This window comes from Bowmanella pacifica (assembly GCF_014645355.1).
GTDB lineage: Bacteria > Pseudomonadota > Gammaproteobacteria > Enterobacterales > Alteromonadaceae > Bowmanella > Bowmanella pacifica.
In genome coordinates this window covers 17,841-39,254 of the sequence record NZ_BMLS01000009.1, presented here as the reverse complement: position 1 = coordinate 39,254, position 21,414 = coordinate 17,841, and the positions used below count along the sequence as shown (strand labels likewise).

Below are 21,414 nucleotides of genomic sequence, written 5' to 3'. Positions count from 1 at the left end.
ACGTAATAACGAGAGCTTGCAACTAAGTATCAAGGATATTTCATGAAGCTTTCCATGCCTGCGGCGGTATGCGGGTGTTTGCTGGTGCTGGCCGGCTATTCCAGTACTTTAAGTGCTCAGGGAGCGCCAGGTGGCCCTCGAGCCGCCAGAGTTTTGGCCACCGATCTTAAGTTTGAACATGAAACCAGTCGGGTTGAAGCGGTAGGCACCGCCGAAGCTTTGCATTCTGTGGTGCTATATCCGGCGGTGGCCGACCGGGTAGTGGCTGTGCATTTTAAGCCCGGTGACAGGGTCAGCAAAGGGCAAGTGCTGTTAGAACTGGATGCCAGGCGCCAAAAAGTGGCCGTAGAGCGGGCCACTATCTTATTGGCCGATGCCGAGCGCACGGTGGAGCGCTTAACCGACAGTCGCAAACGCGGCGCTATTGCCCAAAGTCAGTTGGATGATGCGGTAACCCAGCGCGATCTGGCTAAAGTGCAATTGGATGAAGCCAAAGTGGAGTTGCAGGACCGTTCGGTACTGGCGCCTTTTGACGGGGTAGTGGGGCTGACCGAGGTGGAAGTAGGGGACCGAATCAATCTGCAAACCGCTATTACCAGTATAGATAGCCGTGCCCAGCTATATGTTAACTTCCGAGCGCCGGAAGCGGCCTTGGATATGCTGCACGCGGGCGCGAGCTTAACTCTCAAGCCCTGGCAAAGTCAGGGGATTGAAATTCAGGCCAAGATTGCGGAGTTGGACTCACGTATAGATACCACCAGTCGTACCCTGGCGGTACGCGCCATTATTGATAATCAAAGCGATGTTTACCGCCCTGGCATGAGTTTTCGCGTTGAGCTGAATATGCAAGGCGACAAGCATGCCGTGGTACCCGAAGTGGCGCTGGCCTGGGGCGCCAACGGCGCTTACGTGTGGGTGGCAAGAGAAGGCAAAGCCCAGCGCGTGGAAGTGCAGATTAAGCAGCGTCTGAAAGGCCGATTACTGGTATCTGGCGCCTTGGGAGAAGATGAGCAATTGATTACCGAGGGGATCCAGAGTTTGCGTGAAGGCCAGGCCGTCACTATCGCCAACGGGTAAGCAACATGAGTTTTAAACAATACTTACAAACCAGCGATCTGCCTTCGCTGTCCATTCGCCGCCCGGTGCTGATTGTAGTGCTCAACCTGTTGATCATTATTGCCGGTTTTGCCGCCATCAACGGTGTTGAAGTGCGCGAGTTGCCAGACGTTGATCGGCCGATTGTAACTGTTACCGCCAATTTCCCCGGTGGTTCACCGGAAACCGTGGATACTGAAGTCACCAGTCGTCTGGAAGGAGCGGTGGCCAGGGTTAGCGGGGTAAAAAGCATTCGCGCCAATTCCGAGGAAGGCAATGCCAGGGTGATGGTGGAATTCCGTCCTGGTATCGATCTGGACAATGCTGCCAATGAAACCCGCGAAGCGGTGAGCCGGGTGCAGCGACAGCTACCCGATGATGTGGAGCGTTTGTCTATTATCAAGGCCGATAACGACGCCGAATCCGTGGTGAGCCTGGCGGTATCCAGCGACAAACTCGAACTTGAAGCACTGACCGAGCGGGTGGAAACCGATCTGGCGCCGTTGTTTTTAAGTATTCCCGGGGTGGCCGATGTGCGCCTTAACGGCGACCGTGAGCGGGTTCTTCGGGTCATGATTGACCCATTACGTTTAACCAGTTTTGGTCTGACCGTACCTGATGTCGCCGCGGTGCTGCGCCAGGCACCTTTTGATGTGCCGGCAGGTAGCCTGCGCTCCACTGACCAAACGTTGATTGTACGTGCCGATGCCACGTCGGTGACCGCCGAACAGGTGGAAGATATTGTGGTGCGCGGCGATACCCGTATCGGTGATATTGCCTCAGTGTATTTTGGCCCGGCAGATGCGAGAAGTTTCGTGCGTTTGGACGGCAGACCCGTCATAGGTTTGGAAGTTATTCGCCAGGCCCGCTCCAATACCATAGAGATCTCAGACGAAGTGCTGGCCATGGTGAAGCGGCTGGAAGCACGTTTTCCTGAACTTAAGTTTCAGATCACCTCTGATGATGCGCAGTTTATCCGTGGCTCGGTTGAAGAAGTTATCACCTCGTTGGGGCTGACCATTTTGCTGGTTATTGCCACCTTGTGGGTGTTTATCGGCTCCTGGCGCGCCACTATTGTACCGGCCTTGTCGATTCCGGTGGCTTTGGTCGGATCGCTGGCCATTATCTGGGCTCTGGGTTTCTCCGTGAATATTTTGACCCTATTAGCCTTGGTACTGGCAACCGGACTTATCGTTGATGATGCCATTGTGGTATCGGAAAATATTCAGCGTCGCCGCGGAATGGGGCTCGGGGCCCGCGCCGCCGCGGTCATTGGTAGCCGCGAGGTGTTTTTTGCGGTGGTGGCCACCACTGCGGTGCTGGCCGCGGTATTCGTGCCTATTGCGTTTTTACCGTCAACGGCGGGAAGATTGTTCCGCGAGTTTGGTGGGGTGCTGGCTGGCGCGGTGATTATCTCGTCTTTTGTGGCGCTGTCTCTGGTACCTGCATTAACGGCCAGATTACCGGTAAAAAATGGCGGCAGTCATGTGTTTACCGGTATAGGCCAGCGTTTGCTAAATGGTTACAGCCGCAGTTTGCGTTGGGTGCTTGAGCACGCCTGGCTGACCTTTTTTGCCTGTATTTTGGCGGCCGGTGCAGCCAGTGCCTTATATCAGCATCTGGAAAATGAATTACTTCCCAGTGAGGACAGGGGCAAGATACGTATTTTTGCCCGAGGTCCAGATGGCGTGGGGCTGAACTTTATGGACAGACAAGCCAGGGCCATGGAAGAAGTGCTGCTGCCTTATGTGGATGGCGGGGATATTGACTCTATCTATACCGTGGTGGGGCAGTGGGATCCCAATATCGTATTTATTACCGTGCCCCTTAAAGACTGGAGCGAACGTAGCCACAGTCAGCAGGATATTATTAACGAAATTCGCGGCTCCCTTGGTCAGAATCCTGGTGCACCTGGGCGTGCTTTTGGTTCCAACAGCCTGAATTTACGTGGCCAGGGCGGCGGCATTGAGCTGGCCCTGACCGGTGAAAACTACGCAGGAATTTACGCCGCCGCACTGGATTTTGCCAGGGTCATAGAACAAAACATGCCGGATGTGGGTAAGGTGAATATTTCCTATAAACCCACCCAGCCACAGCTTAGGGTGAATATCGACAGACGCCGGGCCGAAGAGCTGGGTGTGTCATTGTCGGATATTTCCACCACCTTGCGCAGCGCCATTAATGGTGATGATGTGGCGGATTTGAATGTGGGTGACCAATCTATTCCTATTATGCTGCAAGCACAGAATCACACCATCAATGATCCCAGTGATTTATCAAACCTCTATGTGGGCTCGCGTAGTGGCCAGTTGGTGCCCTTATCCAGCCTGGCTAGTATTAGCGAGGAAGGGGTGGCAGCAGAGCTTGAACGTCACGCTCAGCGCCGTGCTATTGGTCTGGATATGGAACTGCCCGCAGAAATGGCTATGAGTGATGCGGTGGAAAAACTCAGAGGCCTGGCGGAGCAAAGCCTGCCAAGCAATATTGCCTTGGTGTTTAAGGGCGAGGCGCTGACCTTTGAGGAGACCGCCAACGAGGTGGTGCTCACTTATGTGCTGGCCTTTGTGATTGTCTTGCTGGTATTGGCTGCGCAGTTTGAAAGCGTTAACAGTGCCATAGTGGTGATGCTGACGGTACCTTTTGGTATTGCTGCGGCGCTGCTGGCGCTATTTTTAACCGGTACGTCCATCAATATCTATTCGCAGATAGGTCTGGTGATGTTGATTGGTCTGTTGGCGAAAAACTCCATTTTGCTGGTGGAGTTTGCCGACCAGTTGCGCGACAAAGGCTTGAGTGTGCGTGACGCGGTGGAAAAGGCCGCGGTGATCCGTTTGCGCCCCATTGCCATGACCTTGTTCTCTACTATTCTGGGCGGTTTGCCATTGATCCTCTCGGTAGGTGCAGGGGCCGAAGCGCGCAATGCCATCGGCTGGGTGGTATTTGGTGGCTTGGGGCTGGCGGTGGTGTTTACCTTGTATTTAACCCCGGTGCTGTATTTGGCCCTGGCCCGCTTTACCAAACCGCGCGCCGATGAAAGTGTGCGATTGGAACGTGAGCTTGAAGCGGTAGAAGCCCTGGAACACTGATAAAAAACGCCCGGCACACACGCCGGGCTTTTATGTTCAGGACGAACGGTATGGCACGGTCGCATGGATGCGAAGGAGCGGCGATGTGCAGCTTTTATGGTCTGAATGCCAGGGTTCGTCCATCTAAGTGACTTTGCAGGGCAGATTCTATGATTTTTATGCCCAGTAGTGCCTGTTGTGCGCTGACCAATAACGAGGCCTTCTTATCGATGGCATCGGCAAGATTACTAAATAGATGCTGGTAGCCCCCGGTTTGGGTTGAGACAACCTGGTGCTCCTCAGGGAGATATAAGGTACCAAACTGCTCTGTTGTTTCCTCTGCCCAGGTTGGCTCAATGGGCAGGACACCCGCCCTTAAACGCGCTTCCTGAGGATCCAGACCAAATTTAATAAAAGTGCCTTTGTTGCCTTGCACTTTAAATCTTGGATTAGGGCCGGCCTGATAGGGATCGGCGTGCAATATAACCTCCTTGTTGGGGTAATGCAGTTGCAGGTGAAAGTAGTCCACCGCCCGGGCAGCCGGTCGCATGGCCAATACCCTGGCCGTTATTGCCTCGGGCGGGCCAAACAGAGCCAGTGCCTGGTCAATCAGGTGTGGTCCCAAGTCATAAAGGATACCGGAGCCCGTTTCACTGTTTTCCCGCCAGCGCTGTTGGGGTGTAGGGCGAAAGCGATCAAAGTGAGACTCAAATAATCGCACCTCGCCAAGGGCTTCTGTTTCAATCAACTGTTTAACGGTGAGAAAGTCACCATCCCAGCGCCGGTTATGGAAGGGCGCCAGAACCTTACCTTGGTGTGTTGCCAGGTCAATAAGTTGTTGCGCTTCCTGGCTGCTAACGGTCAAGGGCTTTTCTACCAGCACATGCTTGCCTTGTGACAGCGCATACTGAGCAAGTTCAAAATGCGCCTGGTTCGGCGCGGTGATAATCACCAGTTCGCACTCTGCCTGGTCAATCAGTTGTTTGGCGTCACCAAAGCAGACCGTATGTGGAAATGCCTGTCGCACCGCGTCAGATTGAGTTGAGCTGATAGCGGTAAGGCTGAAACGTGCTGATGCTTGAATAAAGGGTAAGTGAAATACCTTGGCAGACAGGCCAAAGCCGATAACCGCGGTGCGAATGGGGGTTGACATGGCAATATACCGTGCTGAGCAAAGGGGGCTATTAAAACAGGGGCCAGGCGCGCTGCCAAGTGTGCTGCAGACCAATCAAGGGGCTGGCAACTTGACTCTAAGGTTAATAAAAGACGCCTGCTGCGTTCAGTCACAGTATTTTCTTAACACCTTGATTACAGTAGACTCCTCGGCCTGCAGCCGAAGACGATAGAGGCGAAATCATAATGGAAGATGCGGTTAATTTGCTCAAGCAGGAAAAGCCCAAAAGGTACCAGTCCTATTGGCGCGCTATAGCACGTCGCTGGAACTGGCTGACCTTAAGCCAAAAGTTGTATCTATTGGCCTTAGTGTTATTGCCATTTCATCAAGGCTGGATGGTGGCACTGGTGACTGGTATTGCTTTACTGCTGGAGTTTTGGCCTAAGTTTGTTCGCTGGTGGGAGTCCTTGGCTGGCAGGGCACTGATTCTGCTGTTTTATGCCGCCATCGCTAATTTTGCCGTGGCCGGTGCAGCGGGGCTGGTGAATGATGTCACCGGCGTGGCGGCAGATAACCTGAGTTACAGCCATAACTTTGCTGTTTTACTGCTGTTTCCCACCTGGGCCATCAGTGTCAGCCTGGTTGTGCTTTTACTGTTTCAGATTTTGCTACCCCTATATTTGATAGCCATTTTATTGGCCAAGCCCTTTGGTGAAAAAGGGATGCGGCTGTTTAGCCAGGGCCGTTACCCCATTAGTACTACCTTGGTGAGGTTACTGCTGTCTACTGTGGTGCTGATTAACCTGATGGAAGCCGTGCAGGACTCCAGTCAGCTAACACAGCGCCCTCAGATCTCCTCCAGTCTTACGGATTTTATCAAAGGGCGGGGCGCTGCGGCAGCGACTGACAATCTGTCCGATCATGATAATGCGTCTATAGCTGTCCCTACAGAGCTCGAAGAGGAACGCAGTGCCAGTTTCGGCCTGCATATCAAGTCAGGGGATAAGACCCTCTCCTGCGGCATTAAAAGCTGTGATTACCGCAGCGTGACCCGCCTGGCAGTGGCTAATTTTGTGTACTTTTTTGAGTCAAACAGCTTTTCTCGCTGCCAACTGGATGATGGTGCCCGGGTAGTGGAGCTGAATGATTATGAAATTCTTCAGGTTATTGAGCAACCTGACGCTCCGCTTGGTTTTTCCTTTGCAGTGAAGAAGTGCATCTCTGCGGCTTTTGGGCATTAGGGGCTGCGTATTTGCCCCTGTTCGCTGCTGGGCGCACACCACGGGAAGGTGAAAAACACCATAATAGTCTGCCATTGATATTGATAAGTTGGGTAAATTGCTCGGCCTCACTCAAAAGGAAGTACATATGCAATTAGTTTCAGTGAGTCGTAATGACTACCCGCAGCTTATTCAGATTTGGGAAGCCTCGGTGCGCGCAACCCACGATTTTCTTAGTGAAGCCGATATTCTTGCGCTTAAGCCTCTTATCCTTGAGCAATATTTCGACGCGGTACGTTTAACCGCGGCGCGCAGTGATGCCGGTGCATTGCTGGGGTTTAGCGGGGTTGCTGATGAGAGTCTGGAAATGCTGTTTATCAAGCCAGAACAGCGAGGGCTGGGTGTGGGCAGCGCGCTTTGCCGCCATGCTATTGCACATCAGGGAGTGACTAAGGTGGATGTAAACGAACAAAACCCACAGGCCATTGGTTTTTACTTACGTATGGGCTTTGCGCAAGTGGGACGCAGTGAACTGGACGGGCAGGGTAATCCCTTTCCGCTGCTGCATCTGGCGTTAGCCTGATTTTTTTAGCTGATTTCTTTCACAAGGAAACTTGAAGTGAACACCTTAGTTGTTGTTGCCCACCCGCTGGATAACAGTCTTTGCGCCCATTTGGCCGCACAAACTATTGCGCATCTTAAGCGCCAAGGCCATCAGGTGGAGGTTAAAAATCTTTACCTGGAGGCATTTCAGCCCGCCCTCACGCAAACTGAACGGCAAAGCTATTATCAACCCGAGTTTGATGATTCACTGCTTGCACAGGATATTGCTCAGCTTAAACGGGCCGAGTCGCTGGTGCTGGTTTTTCCAACCTGGTGGTTTGGCTTTCCGGCCATACTAAAAGGCTGGTTTGATCGGGTGTGGGCACCAGGGCATGCTTATGACCATGCATCCGATTTGGGTGCCATTCAGCCCCGTTTACAACATCTTAAAGAAATGAAAGTGGTTACTACCTTGGGTTCCCCTTGGTGGGTGGATAGGCTGGTTATGTTCAGACCAGTACGGCGTATTTTGAAAACCGCATTACTGGGTGCCTGTGCGGCTAAATGTCGCTTCAGCATGTTATCGCTTTATCAAAGTGAAAAGGTCGACAAGCAGCGTATTGAAGCCTTTGTGAAGAAGATTTGTCAGCGTTTTTAACCGGCTTTGACTCAAGCAAACAAAAGGTCACCTGAAGGTGACCTTTAGATTTGTGATTAGTAGCCCTTTTTATTGTGCCGTATAACCGGGACTAACCTTTTGATCATCTTGCCAAACTCCCTGTCCTTGGCGCGCCGTTCCTGCAGTGAACTGCGGTTTCTGCGTAGTTCAGCCTGTAGCTTGTGGTAGTTGACTAAGCGGCGAGGATCCAGTTCACCGCTATTAATGGCCAATTCCACCGCACAACCCGGTTCACCCATATGCTGACAGTCTTTAAAACGGCACTGCTCGGCAAGCACATCGATATCAGCAAAAGTGCGGCGTATACCATCCTCACCCTCACTTAACTGCAGCTCGCGCATTCCTGGGGTATCAATCAGTACCGCCCCGGCGGGCAAAAAGTGCATAGAGCGAGCCGTGGTGGTGTGACGTCCTTTACTGTCATCCTCACGAATAGCCGCGGTTTTCTGTCCATGTTCACCGCTTAAGGTGTTTACCAGGGTGGATTTCCCCACCCCGGAAGAGCCCATGACCGCCAAGGTCTTGCCGGGTTTGCACCAAGACAATAGCGACTTGCAACTGTTGTCATCCAATGCATTGACCGACTCCACGATCAACATGGGATCTAACTGCTGTACTAAACGGTGTTTTTCTTCAGCGTCGTGGCACAGATCCAACTTGGTAAGCACCACCACAGGGTCGACACCCGCTTCATAAGCGAGGGTCAGATAGCGCTCTATGCGACTTAGCTTAAAGTCCTGATTCAGCGAGCTGACAATCAGTAAAGTATCCACATTGGCACTGATTAATTGTTCGGCTAACTGGCTGCCAGCGGCTTTACGTTTAAATACCGACTTACGTTCCAGCAGCCGCACAAACTGCCCATCAGTATTGAGCAGTAGCCAATCACCAATAGTCATGACAGGTAGAGCCGCAGTGAGCGCCAAGTGATGCTTGCCTTGCTCAGAGGCCAGGACATATTCATTACGATGATGGGCAATTAGGCGCGCGATATTAAGTTGCTCAAACTCTTGCAGGCTAAGTTGTTGTTGAAAAAACGCCTGCCAGCCCAGTTGAGAAAGGGATAAATTCATATGATTTCCTTATGCACAAAGCAAAGGCTCTGCACACAGAGATAAAATGCATAGGAACCACAAGACACTGGTTTAAATAAAACCGAGTTTATTAATAGTCAGAGGTCCCGGTTAGAACGCACCGGGCAAAGGCAGAAAATGGGCCGAGGAAAGCGACAGCAGTGACGTTACTCAGCAACCTTTGCCGGGTGGGTAAATACGACAATCATCAAACTCTCCTTTAAGAATAGTGTTACTCAGCGGCCTTCAGCATAACAACTATTATGGGCATTGGCGACAGTGTTTTTGACCCAACTATAGCTTGCAAGGTGCTGGCGATATTCGCCGTTTTGCTACTAGCCATCCCAGCCAGAGTAAGGTGCTCATGCCTATGGCGGTGAATATAGCGGGTTTAGGATTTTCCAGGCTGCTTATGGCCCCTGCATAAGCACCTATCACGGCATAAGGCACAGTGCTGCATAGCCACAGCAGCATAAACTTAGCAAAGCGCATTCTACTGATACCGGCCAGGCAGGATGTCACTTCGGGCAAAATAGGCAGGGCGCGCGCCAGCAGGATTAACATTGGCCCATGCTGAGCAAAGGTGTCGACCGCTTGCTGACGTTTGGAGGCATCTTTTTGCAGCATCCTTATCAACTTATCACCATAGTGGTAGCTGATGCCGTAGCCACCCATTCCGGCCAGAGATAAACCGAAAATGGCCGACAGCGCCCCCGCCAGTGGGCCAAGGAAATAGCCACTGAGGATGATAATGGTCAGGGTCGGTACAGCAATAAATAGGTCCGCAAATAGCAGGGCGACCACAATACTGCTAACAAGCAGGGGATTTGCATGCCGGGCGGCTTCCAGCCACAGGCGAATTTGCTCAATCGTCAACAGCCCCGTGGATTTGATAATCACAAAAGTACAGGCAAATACCAGCACCAGCGGCAATACCAGGGTGAGTAAGGCTTTCATAAGGGCATCCTGTGATTACGGGTAGATAACCGAGATATCGATAACATCCGGCGGGCTGGATAAGGTTAATCTGGCATCGTTAAACGAGGGGGCACCGGTAAGCCGCACCCGGGCACCATTGGAAAACCCGAGGCCTTCTGCGGGCCACACTCCCGTCCAGTTTTTAGTGACCTGGTTGTTCATATCCTCGTCATGCAGCACTTTGATAGCAAATTCCCCGGGGCTTTGCGGGAAATGAAACAACATGCTGTTGGCATCGGCTGTTACGGGTTCGGTTTGGATACTTAATGCTTTGCTGTGATCTTTGGGAAAGCCGTCTTTAGCAAACAGTATTACCATAATTTGTCCCTGACGGGCGGTGTCAATCTGGCTAACTTTCACGGTCAGCGCCTGGGTGGTAAAAGGAGAAAAGAGTAACGCCATCATAAGTCCTTTATATGCTGTAGCTGGAAAACGAGAGGGATGTTTCATGTTGCTAGTGTCCTTTCATCAGGTGGCGAGCCAATGCCGGTGCGATGCGCAGCAGCAAGCGAAGTAACTTAACTTTGCCGATGTCATGTTGCCTTTTACCTAGTTCAAGGCCGTGGATAATGGCCTGTGCTGCCTGTTGAACAGATAACTTGTTGTTGCCGCGCCCTTGAGTCATTGGGGTGTCCACCAACGGCAGAAAAGCCTGTAAAACGCTGACTTGGGTATGTTCAAGTTGGTAACCCAGGCTTTGGGAAAAGCTGTTCAGGGCCGCCTTACTGGCGCAATAAACCGCTGATTGGGTTTTCGGAGCAAGGGCCAGCCCGGAGTTGATATTGAGGATGTAACTTGGTTTACCTGATTGCAGTAAAGCGGGCAGAAGCAGGTAACTCAAGGCACACACTGCGGTGAAGTTTAGGGTCACTTCCTGTGCAATAGATGCATAGCAAAAGTCGTCGTCCAACAGCCTTGGGGTAAACTGCACGGCGGCATTGTTGATAAGCACATCAATTTTCGGATAGTCGCTGAGAATACTTTGACACAGTGACGGGAAAACCTGCTGGTCACTGAGATCCGCAGAATAGGTCTGTATACCGGCAAAACGCTGCGTAAGGGCGACCAGCTTGGCTTCGTCTCTGGCAATCGCCAGAATGTGATTATGCGGGGCGAGCTGGCGCACCAACTCATAGCCGATACCGGATGTTGCGCCGGTGATCAGCAGGGTTTTGTTAGATAACATGGGGTAATCAATGCACTCAAATGTGTTCTTGAGTGCATTTAAGCCCCTTATCCGGATGGCAGCCTTAACCTGGGTTAAGGGGCATGAAAAAGTTAAATGAGGCTTAACTTTGCAGCCAAAGGTTAATACCGCGAATACTGATAAAGACTACCACCATGGTCAGACAGGCTGCAGTTAGCATTAAGAGCAGATAAAAACCTCGGATAAAGCGAATTTTCATGCGTACCGACCAGTTTTGACGCGGGGAAGGGCGCCTAGGCAGGCGGCTAAAGGCAGTGATAAACCAGTAACTTATGCCGCTCCATAGCAAGGTGAGAATGCTGGGTATCAATAGGCTGTCCTGACTGCTACTGCCACTTAGTAATAATACGTAAATAAATACCGCCAGTGACGCTAAACCAACCAGCGATAAAAAAGGTCTCAGCCATCGCAGCTTAATCGCTACTACGCGAAGCTTGTCGAGCATCTTCATAGATCCTGTTTTTTGCGACAGTGTAGCACTGCGCTAAGGTCGGTTTCGATAGGCAATGGATTGGGATAGGAAGTGATGAGAAGGGCTGCGTGGTTTAGGCCAAAACAGATATCGCCTGTTGTATTGCGCGCAGCCCTCAAATGTTACTTCTTAATAACCCGGTACAGATAAAGCAGCAGCAGTGCACCGCCAACCGAGATTAAGACACTGTACAGATTAAAACCGCTAAAGCCGCCGAAGCCGAGCAATGAGGCGATAAAACCGCCCACAAAGGCACCGACAATGCCGATAATAATAGTCACAATCAGCCCGCCGGGATCCTTGCCTGGCATAATCCATTTTGCCAACACCCCAACAATCAGTCCCATAATAATCCACGAGAAAAATCCCATAGTGCACCTCTTGTTATTGAATTGCTCTACCAATGTGCCTGTTTTAGCGCTGATGTAAAGTGCTTTATGCCCTCAGGGGCGGGGATCTGTATGTCAAGCCGCGACGGCGCTTATCAGCAGCACAGATGGTCAAGTGCCTCCAGGCATGGTACAAACAGTTGGCCTATAAATATGGATGGCTTGCCAGAGCGTGGCGACCTTTTGTAAGCAAAATCAAAGGAATACCTATGAAGTACAGAATCTATACAGTAATACTCAGTGTTGTGTTACTGGCCTCTTGCAGTGCTTTGGTCAGCCAGAACAGCGGCCAGCGAACTAAGGCCAGCAGTCTGGTTGACTATTTATATCCCGATGGGCAAAGCCGTGAGGCACATCAGCCTCAGATACCGGTGTTAACCTTGCCGGTGAAAGTGGGATTGGCCTTTGTGCCTTCCAGCCATTGGCAGCATGATGAGATCCAAAGTAAAGATCAGCTTGAATTACTCGAAAGGGTTAAACAGTCCTTTATGCAGTATGACTATATTGACCGTATTGAGGTGATCCCCAGCACTTACCTCAAAGGTGGAAAGGGGTTTACCTCATTGGAGCAAGTGGCCAGGCTTTATGATGTGGATGTCATGGCGTTGGTGTCCTATGATCAGGTGACGCAGTCACTGGAAAACAATGCTGCCGTGCTGTATTGGACCATAGTGGGAATGTACCTGATCCCCGGTAACGAAAATTCTGTGCAGACCTTTGTGGATACTGCTGTGTTTGATGTAAAAAGCCGCAAAATGCTGTTCAGGGCGCCGGGTATCAACAAACTGGAGAAAAGAACCACGGCTATTGGGGTTGATGACACCTTAGCGGAGAAATCAATGCAAGGTTTTCACCTGGCGGTGGCGGATATGAGCACTAACCTCGACGCCGAACTGGCCCGCTTTAAAACCAGAGTAAAAGAAGAGAAGATTGCCAAGATTCAGCATAGCGAGAACTATTCAGGTGGTGGTGCTATGGGGCTTATCTTATTACTGAGCGGATTTGTTCTGCTGGTGATTAGGGCTGGGTTCAATAATCGTGCCGATAACCTGAGTACGCAGAACGCTTTCGACGCAAAGCATATGCCTTCAAGCAAAGGAGTTGGCAGCCACTGATGGGTAAATGGATGGCAGGCACAGTGATGGTGGCAATACTTGCTGGTTTTATGCTGCCTGAGCCTGTGGCTATACCGGTTAAAAACGCCACAGCAAAGGACTGGCATAAAGACACCTTTTGGTATGAGCCCTGGGGCAGCTCCGGGGTACATAAAGGCGTGGATATTTTTGCCAGTGAAGGCACGCCGGTAATTGCTGCTACTCATCAATGGATTTTGTACAAAGGAGAGATTGCCAAAGGTGGCAAGGTGGTGTTGGCCATAGGGCCTAAATGGCGCATACATTACTATGCACATCTGGCCGAAATTACAGCGCAAGCTGGCTTGGTTGCCAGGGGCGAACCCATAGGAACTGTGGGTAGCACCGGCAATGCCAAAGGCAAGGCGTCACATCTGCATTACAGCCTGCTGTCATTGCTGCCTATTCCCTGGCGCATGGACACAACCACTCAAGGCTATAAGAAAGCTTTCTATCTGAATCCCATCGAATATTTCACCCGCGCCAGTCCATAGCTGGAATAGCCATCCGCTTTAGGTGGTGCTGACAGCGCTATATTGCTCAACCCAGTGGGATAGGGGCATGGGTTTGCCAAACAGATAGCCCTGAAAGCGCTGACATCCCAATGATTTAAGTAATGCTAGTTGTTCGCTGTTTTCGACACCTTCGGCGATGGTATGCATATTCAACTTGTTGGCTAATTCCAACGTGGCCTGGACTAGTTTTAAATGCCGCTGCGAATCGGTAATTCTGTCGATAAACTCGCGATCAATTTTCAGTGTCGAGGCCGAAATATCGATAAGCTGTGACAAGGAAGCATGGCCTGTGCCAAAGTCATCAATAATGACACAAACTCCTAACTCTGAGAGGCAGGTCAGGCGCTTGCGAGTCTCGTCATGGCGAGCCATGGCAGAGGTTTCGGTGATTTCAAGCTCTAGTCGTTGCCTCAGCAATGGGCTTTGTGAGTAATAACGGAGCAACTTTTCATAGAATGCATCATCGAGTATTTCAGGACCGGCCAGGTTAATCGCCACAGGTACAGAGGGTAATGTGGAAGGCCAATTGCGCAGTATGTCGATGGTTTTATTTAATACCTGAGTGGAGAACTGCACATGCCAGTCATGCTGATCGATCTGTGGCAAGAACTGTTGCGGTGTCAGCACCGTTTGATTGCCCTGTTGACGAATACGGGCCAATGCTTCATATCCCGTCAGTTGGTGCTCAGCATTGAATTGCGGCTGTAGCCAGAGTTCAAGCGCGCGCTCATCCAAAAACTGTTTAACTTTGTCACGAAGCAGGCTGTTTCTGTGAATAGTACGGCTGTAGATTTGCTCATACTCTACCACGTGATGTTTACTGTCAGCGCGGCTCAGCGCAATAGCGCATTCCTCGATCAGCAAGTTGGCGGCCACCCCTTCGCGCTGTGGGCTAGTACCTACACGCCAGTCCAGTAACAGATCAAGACATCCTTCCGGCATTTGTAAACTGATAAAACTCGGCAGGTATTGGGTAAGCCATTCCTGGGGACGCTGATTTTGAAATACCGAAACGGGGGTAGCCAACATAAACTTAGCACCCGGAAAACGATAGAAGTGAACTTGCCCGGGCAGTTTGCGCCGTAGCTGGCGGCTCAATTCCACTAACAACTGATCACCGGTATGCAGACCGTGTTGAACGTTCACTTCACGCAGGTTAGCCAGTTTCAGGAGAAGTAATACTTTGGGGTGTTTTAAACGTGAGAAGGCACGCTCGTACCAGAAATTGTGATTACGAAGACCGGTCAGACTGTCCAGAAAATACAAGCGTTTGAAACTGTCTTGTTGGGAGATATTGTGGCAATGAATCAACTGTTTCTTGTGATGTACTAAGCTGGCTGGATGCAGTTCATAGTGATCATGTGGAGGTGCCTTTAATTTGCCACGTATTTTCTTGCCTGGGCTTAATGACTCGTCAAAATGAAATATCTTCGCCAAACTGCCACATTTTCCGCCTGCCTGACGGATAAGTTCGCGGGCCGTCTGATTGGCTTGCAGAATGTTGCCTTGTTGGTCACAAAAAAACGATGCGGTGCCACCATTGTCAAAGATTTCCTGATAACGATTGACTATTGTGCCTAATTTTCGGCTTTGTAAGGTCAAGGCTTTAGACTGCCTGTCCAAGGTTGTCAGCAGACGCATCACAGCTAACGGCAGACAGAAGTTAAAAAACAGAAACACCAAGCTGCTCAAGTAAGTGTGTGTTTGGGGCAGGCTCGCTTGCAGGTTGAATAGTTGCGGTAGTGGTGTATTACGAATCAACAGCGCATAAGGAATAAGGTTGAATAGCATCGCCACAATGGCTGCTTTGTTACCGAAAAACAAACGTACGAACAGCGGCAAGGTAAACAGAAATAGCAGACCGAATTTGGCGGATTCAAAGTCAGGCACGAACAGCAGAATACTGACACCGGCTAATACTACGGTAAGCAGGAGGCCAGCTGCCGCCAGGTTGGTGGCATTTTTCCCCAGGCTGAGGATCATAACCAGCAGCAAAACAAAGGTGGAGCTAATAGCCAGCACGAAGTGCCTATCCAAACGGTAGGCCACATATGAAGAATGCAAAAGGATCACTAAGGTTAGCAGCGTGCCGCTAAGTAAAATGATCCTAAGTGCACTGAGTTTCCAAATTCGGTTGTCGGCGTCGGTAAAGTGTTCCTTTTCCAACAACAGATAGTTTTTTATATGTTGATACAGCCAGTTCAACTTATTATTTCAACCTGTCATGACGATAAACAGACAGAGCAGTAGACCATTACATAACCTGATAGAGGGTGCAACTCGTCGTTCTTCTGCTTACTTAGATATAGTGCTTATTTGATTTTCCTGGACTTTTCCTGCATTTCATCGAACTTAGCCGGCTTTTGACCGCTGATCAATCACTTGTGCCTTAGGTTCATCTGATCACTGTTAGACTGGTTGTTAAGATAGTGTTGCTAAATAATGCGATGAACTGCATGTTCAGACTGGGCGGAAGATCCGTAGCTGTGAGGTTAGCGAGTCATTGCTCGGCGACCAGCAGGCCATGTTCGGCGCCTATGCTTATCAGAGAGCCGCGCACCTCTCACACCATTAGCCTAAGATGCAGGGGGGCCTTAACTGAATTTTTAAACCTTAGGCTCGGCCATACCCGCCTGGAAGTTGAGCACTCTGGCCAGTACAAATAACCAGTCAGACAAACGGTTCAGATAGCGTAAACAGACGCCGGGTACTTCACGTTGGTGGCTTAGTTCCACCATTCTTCGTTCCGCACGCCTGGCAATGGTTCGGCATACGTGGGCTTGCGCCGCACTATGACAGCCGCCCGGCAAAATAAAACTGGTTTGCGGTGGGATGTCGCTTTGCCACTGATCTATTTGCTGTTCCAATCGTTCAACGTCAGCATCGGTCAGCTTAGTGCTGGCAGACAGGGCAAAACCGATTTGAAACAGCGCTTGCTGCACTTGCTGAACTGCGGTTAGCTGATCCAGTTCTTTGAGGCCGGATGCCAGCAATCCCAGATGGGCATTGAGCTCATCCAGGGTGCCATAGCACTCCAGTACAATATCCTGTTTGCCAAGACGCTCAGGTTTATCTACGTATATCTGTGTGGTGCCTTTATCGCCACCTTTAGTGTAAATCTTCATTGTGCCGCGTCTTCCTTGGGGGGCTCGGGTGGGTGGTAACGCCGCACCTCCACCACCATTCCGAACATGGGATGGTCAAAATAATGTAACTGTTTACTGATAATGCGTCTGAGCTGATCAAAGGGCATCCCATACAGTTGATACTGACCTGAGGCGGCATCGGCCGGCGCCAGTTGTCCCTGTTCAGCCAGCGCAATTTGCATTGGCTTAGTACCCATTAAGCCCGGCTGGCCTTCCTTACGGTACACCATGTCGGCATCAATATGCAGGTAGGGAACCCGGTTAATATACTGCAAATAGACCTTAAACAGGCCGTCCAGCTCCCACAGCTCATTGGTACTTTCTGTTTCCGGTAGCGCCTCAGTTGGCTGTGTTTCCAGCACGAGTGGCCCGGCAAGCGCCTGCTCTACCTGTGCCATCAGATCCAATGCTTCGACGGGAGTATCCGCGCTTTCCTGTAGGGTAACCTGTTCTTCTGGCTGTATGGTATAGCCATTCAGATCGTAACTTTTGGCAAAGTTGCGTCCGGCAAATAAACGCATTGCCTGTGCTTTACTGCGACCAAATTTTACCGGCTGGCGCCACGCCAGATGCATCAGCGGTGCTATACCGCGTTGACGGTATAAATCACGTGCCAACTGGCTAAGTTGCAGCTGCTCTGTGGGCAGCAGATAAGGGGTCAATGCATAGGGCTTTTCTTCACCATTGGGCCAGGTTGGCGCTTGCTCGACAAAATCTTCTGCTCGGGGATGGGGGACAACCAAATCGTCTAACCAGGCCAGCTCGAAGTCGTATTGACAGCCGGTGCGCATCAAGGGGTACAAATCGACGAAATCCTCATTTCGCCAGGCCGGTAAATCGGCATTAGGCAAGGCTGCGACAATGTGCGCCGGGAAGTCGGACATTGGGTCTTGTGCTGAGATAGACCCCTGTATAACCGATGCCGGCTGTTTGGCCGATTCATCCAATTGCTGCTGCACCTCTTCCAGCAATTGGGTGTCCGCAACGGCAAAGGGAAGCGCGTCTTTTGACTCGCCGGGTTGACAAGTTGGTAGCGCGGCGCGTAATGCCGAGGTATCCGGATGTAACAGTGGGCTTAGCAAATCCATCGCACGGCGGTCATAGGGCGTGGCCACAGGTTGAGGAAACTGTTCATCCAGCGCTTCAACCGCCTGACCTTGCTTGTACAGCACGACTTCCACTTCAAACCACCAATCCTGATTTTGGGCCTGGCCTGGGGCGGCAAAAAGCGCCATCATCAGTCCTATCAGAGGTGCACGTCTTGTTTGCATAGTCAGGCCGCCTGCAGTCGTTGTTTGAATTCATCCAGCATCGAAGCGATGAGTGTAACACGCTCCAGATGGGCTTCCGTTTTTATCGCAAATTTAAGTTTTTGCGGGCCGTCGAGTCGGTAGATCTTAGGTTGCGACTGAATAAGTTTGATAATAAAGCCTGGGTCTATACGGGTATCCTGAGCAAACTCTACAAACCCACCTGTGGCGCTGGCCTCTATCTTGTTGATGCCTATGCTACGTGCCGCCAATTTCATCTGCGTCAGCTTGATAAGATTGCGAGCAGGGTCCGGTAACAGCCCAAAGCGGTCAATCAGTTCAACCTGCACATCATCCAGATCATCGTCCGATTTACAGTTCGCAATTTTCTTGTACAGCGACAAGCGGGTGTTGACGTCGTTGATATAGTCTTCCGGCAGCAAAGCCGGTATGCGAAGCTCAATCTCGGTATGTTGCGACAAGGCTTCATCTAAGGATGGCTCCTTGCCGTTTTTAAGGGCTTCCACGGCTTGTTCCAGCATGTCCATATACAAGGAGAAGCCTACCGAGGCTATCTGACCAGATTGATCATCACCTAGCAGCTCACCGGCACCGCGGATTTCCAGGTCATGGGTGGCGAGGGCAAAACCTGCGCCCAGATCTTCCAGTGAAGCGATGGCTTCCAAACGCTTCTGTGCGTCTTTGGTCATGCGCTTGGGGTGCGGGGTAAGTAAATAGGCATAAGCCTGGTGGTGCGAACGGCCTACCCGGCCACGCAACTGGTGCAGCTGCGCAAGCCCCAGGTGATCGGCTCTGTCCATAATAATGGTATTGGCCGAGGGCACATCGATACCGGTTTCGATAATAGTGGTGCATACCAGCACGTTAAAACGCTGATGGTAGAAGTCCGACATGACCCGTTCCAGTTCCCGCTCGCGCATCTGGCCGTGGCCTATGGCGATACGTGCTTCCGGAACAATTTCGGCGATCTCGGTAGCGGTTTGTTCAATGCTGTCTACTTCGTTGTGCAGGAAGTAAACCTGACCACCACGCAGGATTTCACGCATGATGGCTTCACGGATCAGGGCTTTGTCACGCTGACGTACAAAGGTTTTAATGGCCAAACGCTTAGCGGGAGGCGTGGCAATAATGGACAAATCACGCATACCTGACAACGCCATATTCAGGGTACGGGGAATCGGCGTGGCGGTCAGGGTCAGTATGTCTACATCGGCACGCAGCGCTTTGAACTTCTCTTTTTGTCGTACCCCGAAACGGTGTTCTTCATCTATGACCACTAAACCTAAGTCGGCAAACTTCACATCATCCTGCAGCAGTTTATGGGTGCCTACGACAATGTCGACTTTGCCTTCTGCCAGCTCATCCAGAGTTTGTCTTTGTGACTTGCCACTGGAAAAACGTGACATCACTTCGATACGAAACGGCCAGTTGGCAAAGCGGTCGCGGAAATTCTCAAAATGCTGCTGGGCGAGTAGGGTGGTGGGTACCAGAATGGCTACCTGCTTACCGGCATTGGCGGCCAAAAACGCCGCACGCATGGCCACTTCGGTCTTACCGAAGCCTACATCACCGCACACCAGACGATCCATGGCATTGGGACTGCCCATATCCTGAATAACGGCGCGTATGGCCTGTTCCTGATCGGCGGTTTCCTCAAAGGGGAAACTGTCGGCAAAACTCTGATACTCATTCCAGTCGATGGGAATGGCAAAGCCGGGCTTGGCGGCGCGCCGGGCATAAACATCCAAAAGCTGGGCGGCTACATCACGGACTTTTTCGGCGGCCTTTTTACGCGCTTTCGCCCAGGCATCGGTGCCCAGGTTATGCAGCGGTGCATGATCCAGATCGCCACCGCTGTAGCGGCTAATTAGATGTAAAGAGGATACCGGCACGTAGAGTTTGGCACCCTTGGCGTATTCTATGGTCAGGTATTCGGTGGTGACCCCGCCGGCATCCAGGGTTTGCAGGCCAAGATAACGGCCTACACCATGCTCCAAATGTACGACTGGTTGCCCTGCTGATAGCTCTGCCAGATTGCGGATAACGGCCGCTTCATCGGTGGCCTGACGCTTGTCACGCAGCCGCCGCTGACTGATCTTATGGCCGAGCAGCTCGGTTTCTGTGATGACTACCAGTTTGGCATCGGCTTCTGCCAGGGCAAAACTGTGCTCGGCAATATTTAAGGTGATGCCCAGTGTTTCATGGCTGGTCAGGAACTGGTTTACATCATCAAACACCTTAGGCTTGCAGGAAATCTTTTTCAGCAGTTCCAGCAGACTCTCGCGCCGGCCCTGGGATTCCACGCAAAACAGCACTTTATAGGCATTTTGCTGCCAGGTGGTTAACTGCTGGCTGAGGTTTAAAAGGGGAGTCTTGCTTTGCGGATTTACCGCAATATCTGTGACCGGCGTGGTGGCAAAGTTAATGCGACCGGCTTTGTCTTCCAGCGCCTGATGTTGAATACTGATCCGCGGCCAGTCTTTAAAACGGGCAAACAGTTCGTCTACCTTGAGATAAATCTCGGCCGGTGAGAGCAAGGGGCGCAGAGGATTATATCTGTGCTGTTCAAAGCGTTCGTGCAAATCGGCCCAGTAAAACTCGGCGGCATTGACTAAGTCCCCCTGCATCAGCAGCAGGCTGTCTGGGTGCAAATAATCAAACAGGGTGGCGGTGTGTTCAAAAAACAGCGGCAGGTAGTATTCAATCCCTGCGGGCATTATCCCTTTACCTACCTGGTAGTAGACCGAGTCCTTGGCGTTGCTGGCATCAAAACGATCAACAAACTGTCGCCTGAACAGCTCGATTGCCGGTTTATCGGTAGGAAACTCGCGGGCCGGCAATAAACGAATCTCAGGAACTTTGTCGCCTGAACGCTGGCTGTCGGTGTCAAACAAACGGATGCTGTCTACTTCATCATCAAACAAGTCAATGCGATAAGGCTCTCGACTCCCCATGGGATACAAATCGATAATGCTGCCGCGAATCGAATATTCGCCGTGGCTAAGCACCTGATTAACCGCACTGTACCCGGCCCGTTCCAATCCCTGACGAAAACTGTCCAGCTCAAGGGTTTGCCCTTGTTTGAGTATCAACAGATATTTAGCCAGGTAATCCCGTGGCGCCATGCGTTGTAACAGGGTATTGACCGGCACCACATAGACGCAAGGTTGAGGTTGTGTCAGATGGTAAAGGGTCTCAAGCCTGAGCGAGATAATATCCTGGTGGGGCGAAAAGGTATCGTAAGGCAGGGTTTCCCAATCAGGGAAAACCTTAACCGCCAGGCCTTGTTCTGCATGTAAGAAGCCTTCCACTTCCCGGGCGAGTTTCAGGGCGCTGGGCGTGTCGGCTGTTACCAGCAGAATAGAGCGATGGCTGGTTTTGGCTGCATTGGCGATAGTCAGGGCCAGACTGCTGCCCTGCAGGTTGCCCCATTGAAGATGGTCTCCCTGCTTTTTCGGCAAAGGCGGTGCAAAAATACTGTTGGTCATGCTTAGGTAGACGGCTTATTTAAGTC

At 51.3% G+C, this 21,414-nt stretch carries 18 protein-coding genes; 7 read left to right on the top strand and 11 right to left on the bottom strand.

Annotated features, from left to right (window positions below; translation table 11 throughout):
• Window positions 1–42: 42 nt before the first annotated feature.
• Both IEX02_RS19225 and IEX02_RS19220 read left to right on the top strand, forming a co-directional pair.
• Entirely contained in the window at window positions 43–1,077 is a 1,035-nt protein-coding gene (locus tag IEX02_RS19225) for an efflux RND transporter periplasmic adaptor subunit (RefSeq protein ID WP_188699061.1), read from the top strand.
• A gap of 5 nt (window positions 1,078–1,082) precedes the next feature.
• The gene (locus IEX02_RS19220; protein WP_188699059.1) at window positions 1,083–4,181 is read left to right on the top strand and encodes an efflux RND transporter permease subunit; all 3,099 of its coding nucleotides are present in this window, start codon (window positions 1,083–1,085) and stop codon (window positions 4,179–4,181) included.
• Window positions 4,182–4,275: 94 nt separating this feature from the next.
• Here the strand turns inward: IEX02_RS19220 and IEX02_RS19215 are convergent, their stop codons facing one another.
• Window positions 4,276–5,313: an oxidoreductase gene (locus IEX02_RS19215; protein ID WP_188699058.1), complete on the bottom strand. Its 1,038-nt coding sequence runs from the start codon at window positions 5,311–5,313 to the stop codon at window positions 4,276–4,278.
• Between the two features lie 206 nt (window positions 5,314–5,519).
• On the opposite strand from IEX02_RS19215, the gene IEX02_RS19210 reads away from it, so the two are divergent.
• The 3 genes from IEX02_RS19210 (at window position 5,520) to IEX02_RS19200 (ending at window position 7,695) form a co-directional block, all read left to right on the top strand.
• Window positions 5,520–6,515 carry a hypothetical protein gene (locus tag IEX02_RS19210; RefSeq protein ID WP_188699056.1) on the top strand — a complete coding sequence of 332 codons (996 nt, stop codon included), beginning with the start codon at window positions 5,520–5,522 and terminating at the stop codon, window positions 6,513–6,515.
• 127 nt (window positions 6,516–6,642) lie between these two features.
• Entirely contained in the window at window positions 6,643–7,077 is a 435-nt protein-coding gene (locus IEX02_RS19205) for an acetyltransferase (protein ID WP_188699054.1), read from the top strand.
• 36 nt (window positions 7,078–7,113) lie between these two features.
• Entirely contained in the window at window positions 7,114–7,695 is a 582-nt protein-coding gene (locus IEX02_RS19200; RefSeq protein WP_188699053.1) for an NAD(P)H-dependent oxidoreductase, read from the top strand.
• Window positions 7,696–7,751: 56 nt separating this feature from the next.
• On the opposite strand, the gene rsgA is transcribed toward IEX02_RS19200, so the two are convergent.
• The 6 genes from rsgA to IEX02_RS19170 form a co-directional block, all read right to left on the bottom strand.
• Window positions 7,752–8,789 (bottom strand): ribosome small subunit-dependent GTPase A, encoded by a 1,038-nt coding sequence (rsgA, locus tag IEX02_RS19195; protein ID WP_188699051.1) that lies wholly within the window; start codon window positions 8,787–8,789, stop codon window positions 7,752–7,754.
• A 294-nt stretch (window positions 8,790–9,083) separates the two neighbouring features.
• Window positions 9,084–9,746: a TVP38/TMEM64 family protein gene (locus IEX02_RS19190; protein WP_188699049.1), complete on the bottom strand. Its 663-nt coding sequence runs from the start codon at window positions 9,744–9,746 to the stop codon at window positions 9,084–9,086.
• A gap of 15 nt (window positions 9,747–9,761) precedes the next feature.
• Window positions 9,762–10,169, bottom strand: a complete 408-nt coding sequence (locus IEX02_RS19185) for a DUF2141 domain-containing protein (protein ID WP_188699047.1) — start codon at window positions 10,167–10,169, stop codon at window positions 9,762–9,764.
• 52 nt (window positions 10,170–10,221) lie between these two features.
• Window positions 10,222–10,953: an SDR family NAD(P)-dependent oxidoreductase gene (locus IEX02_RS19180; RefSeq protein WP_188699045.1), complete on the bottom strand. Its 732-nt coding sequence runs from the start codon at window positions 10,951–10,953 to the stop codon at window positions 10,222–10,224.
• Between the two features lie 103 nt (window positions 10,954–11,056).
• Window positions 11,057–11,419 carry a hypothetical protein gene (locus IEX02_RS19175; protein ID WP_188699043.1) on the bottom strand — a complete coding sequence of 121 codons (363 nt, stop codon included), beginning with the start codon at window positions 11,417–11,419 and terminating at the stop codon, window positions 11,057–11,059.
• Window positions 11,420–11,568: 149 nt separating this feature from the next.
• Window positions 11,569–11,817, bottom strand: a complete 249-nt coding sequence (locus IEX02_RS19170; RefSeq protein ID WP_188699041.1) for a GlsB/YeaQ/YmgE family stress response membrane protein — start codon at window positions 11,815–11,817, stop codon at window positions 11,569–11,571.
• A gap of 227 nt (window positions 11,818–12,044) precedes the next feature.
• On the opposite strand from IEX02_RS19170, the gene rhlP reads away from it, so the two are divergent.
• The gene (rhlP, locus tag IEX02_RS19165) at window positions 12,045–12,950 is read left to right on the top strand and encodes a rhombotarget lipoprotein (protein ID WP_188699039.1); all 906 of its coding nucleotides are present in this window, start codon (window positions 12,045–12,047) and stop codon (window positions 12,948–12,950) included.
• Entirely contained in the window at window positions 12,950–13,462 is a 513-nt protein-coding gene (locus IEX02_RS19160; RefSeq protein WP_188699036.1) for a M23 family metallopeptidase, read from the top strand. The genes rhlP and IEX02_RS19160 overlap by 1 nt, the downstream gene beginning before the upstream one ends.
• Window positions 13,463–13,480: 18 nt before the next feature.
• On the opposite strand, the gene IEX02_RS19155 is transcribed toward IEX02_RS19160, so the two are convergent.
• The 4 genes from IEX02_RS19155 to mfd all read right to left on the bottom strand — a co-directional run bounded on the left by IEX02_RS19155 (window position 13,481) and on the right by mfd (window position 21,388).
• Complete coding sequence (locus IEX02_RS19155) at window positions 13,481–15,688, bottom strand: GGDEF domain-containing phosphodiesterase (RefSeq protein ID WP_188699034.1); 2,208 nt, start codon at window positions 15,686–15,688, stop codon at window positions 13,481–13,483.
• Between the two features lie 401 nt (window positions 15,689–16,089).
• Entirely contained in the window at window positions 16,090–16,608 is a 519-nt protein-coding gene (locus IEX02_RS19150; RefSeq protein WP_188699032.1) for a cob(I)yrinic acid a,c-diamide adenosyltransferase, read from the bottom strand.
• Window positions 16,605–17,900, bottom strand: coding sequence for a CsiV family protein (locus tag IEX02_RS19145; RefSeq protein ID WP_188699031.1), 1,296 nt, complete (start codon window positions 17,898–17,900; stop codon window positions 16,605–16,607). Before IEX02_RS19145 ends, IEX02_RS19150 begins: the two co-directional genes overlap by 4 nt.
• A 2-nt stretch (window positions 17,901–17,902) precedes the next feature.
• Complete coding sequence (gene mfd / locus IEX02_RS19140) at window positions 17,903–21,388, bottom strand: transcription-repair coupling factor (protein ID WP_188699030.1); 3,486 nt, start codon at window positions 21,386–21,388, stop codon at window positions 17,903–17,905.
• Between the last annotated feature and the right edge of the window lie 26 nt (window positions 21,389–21,414).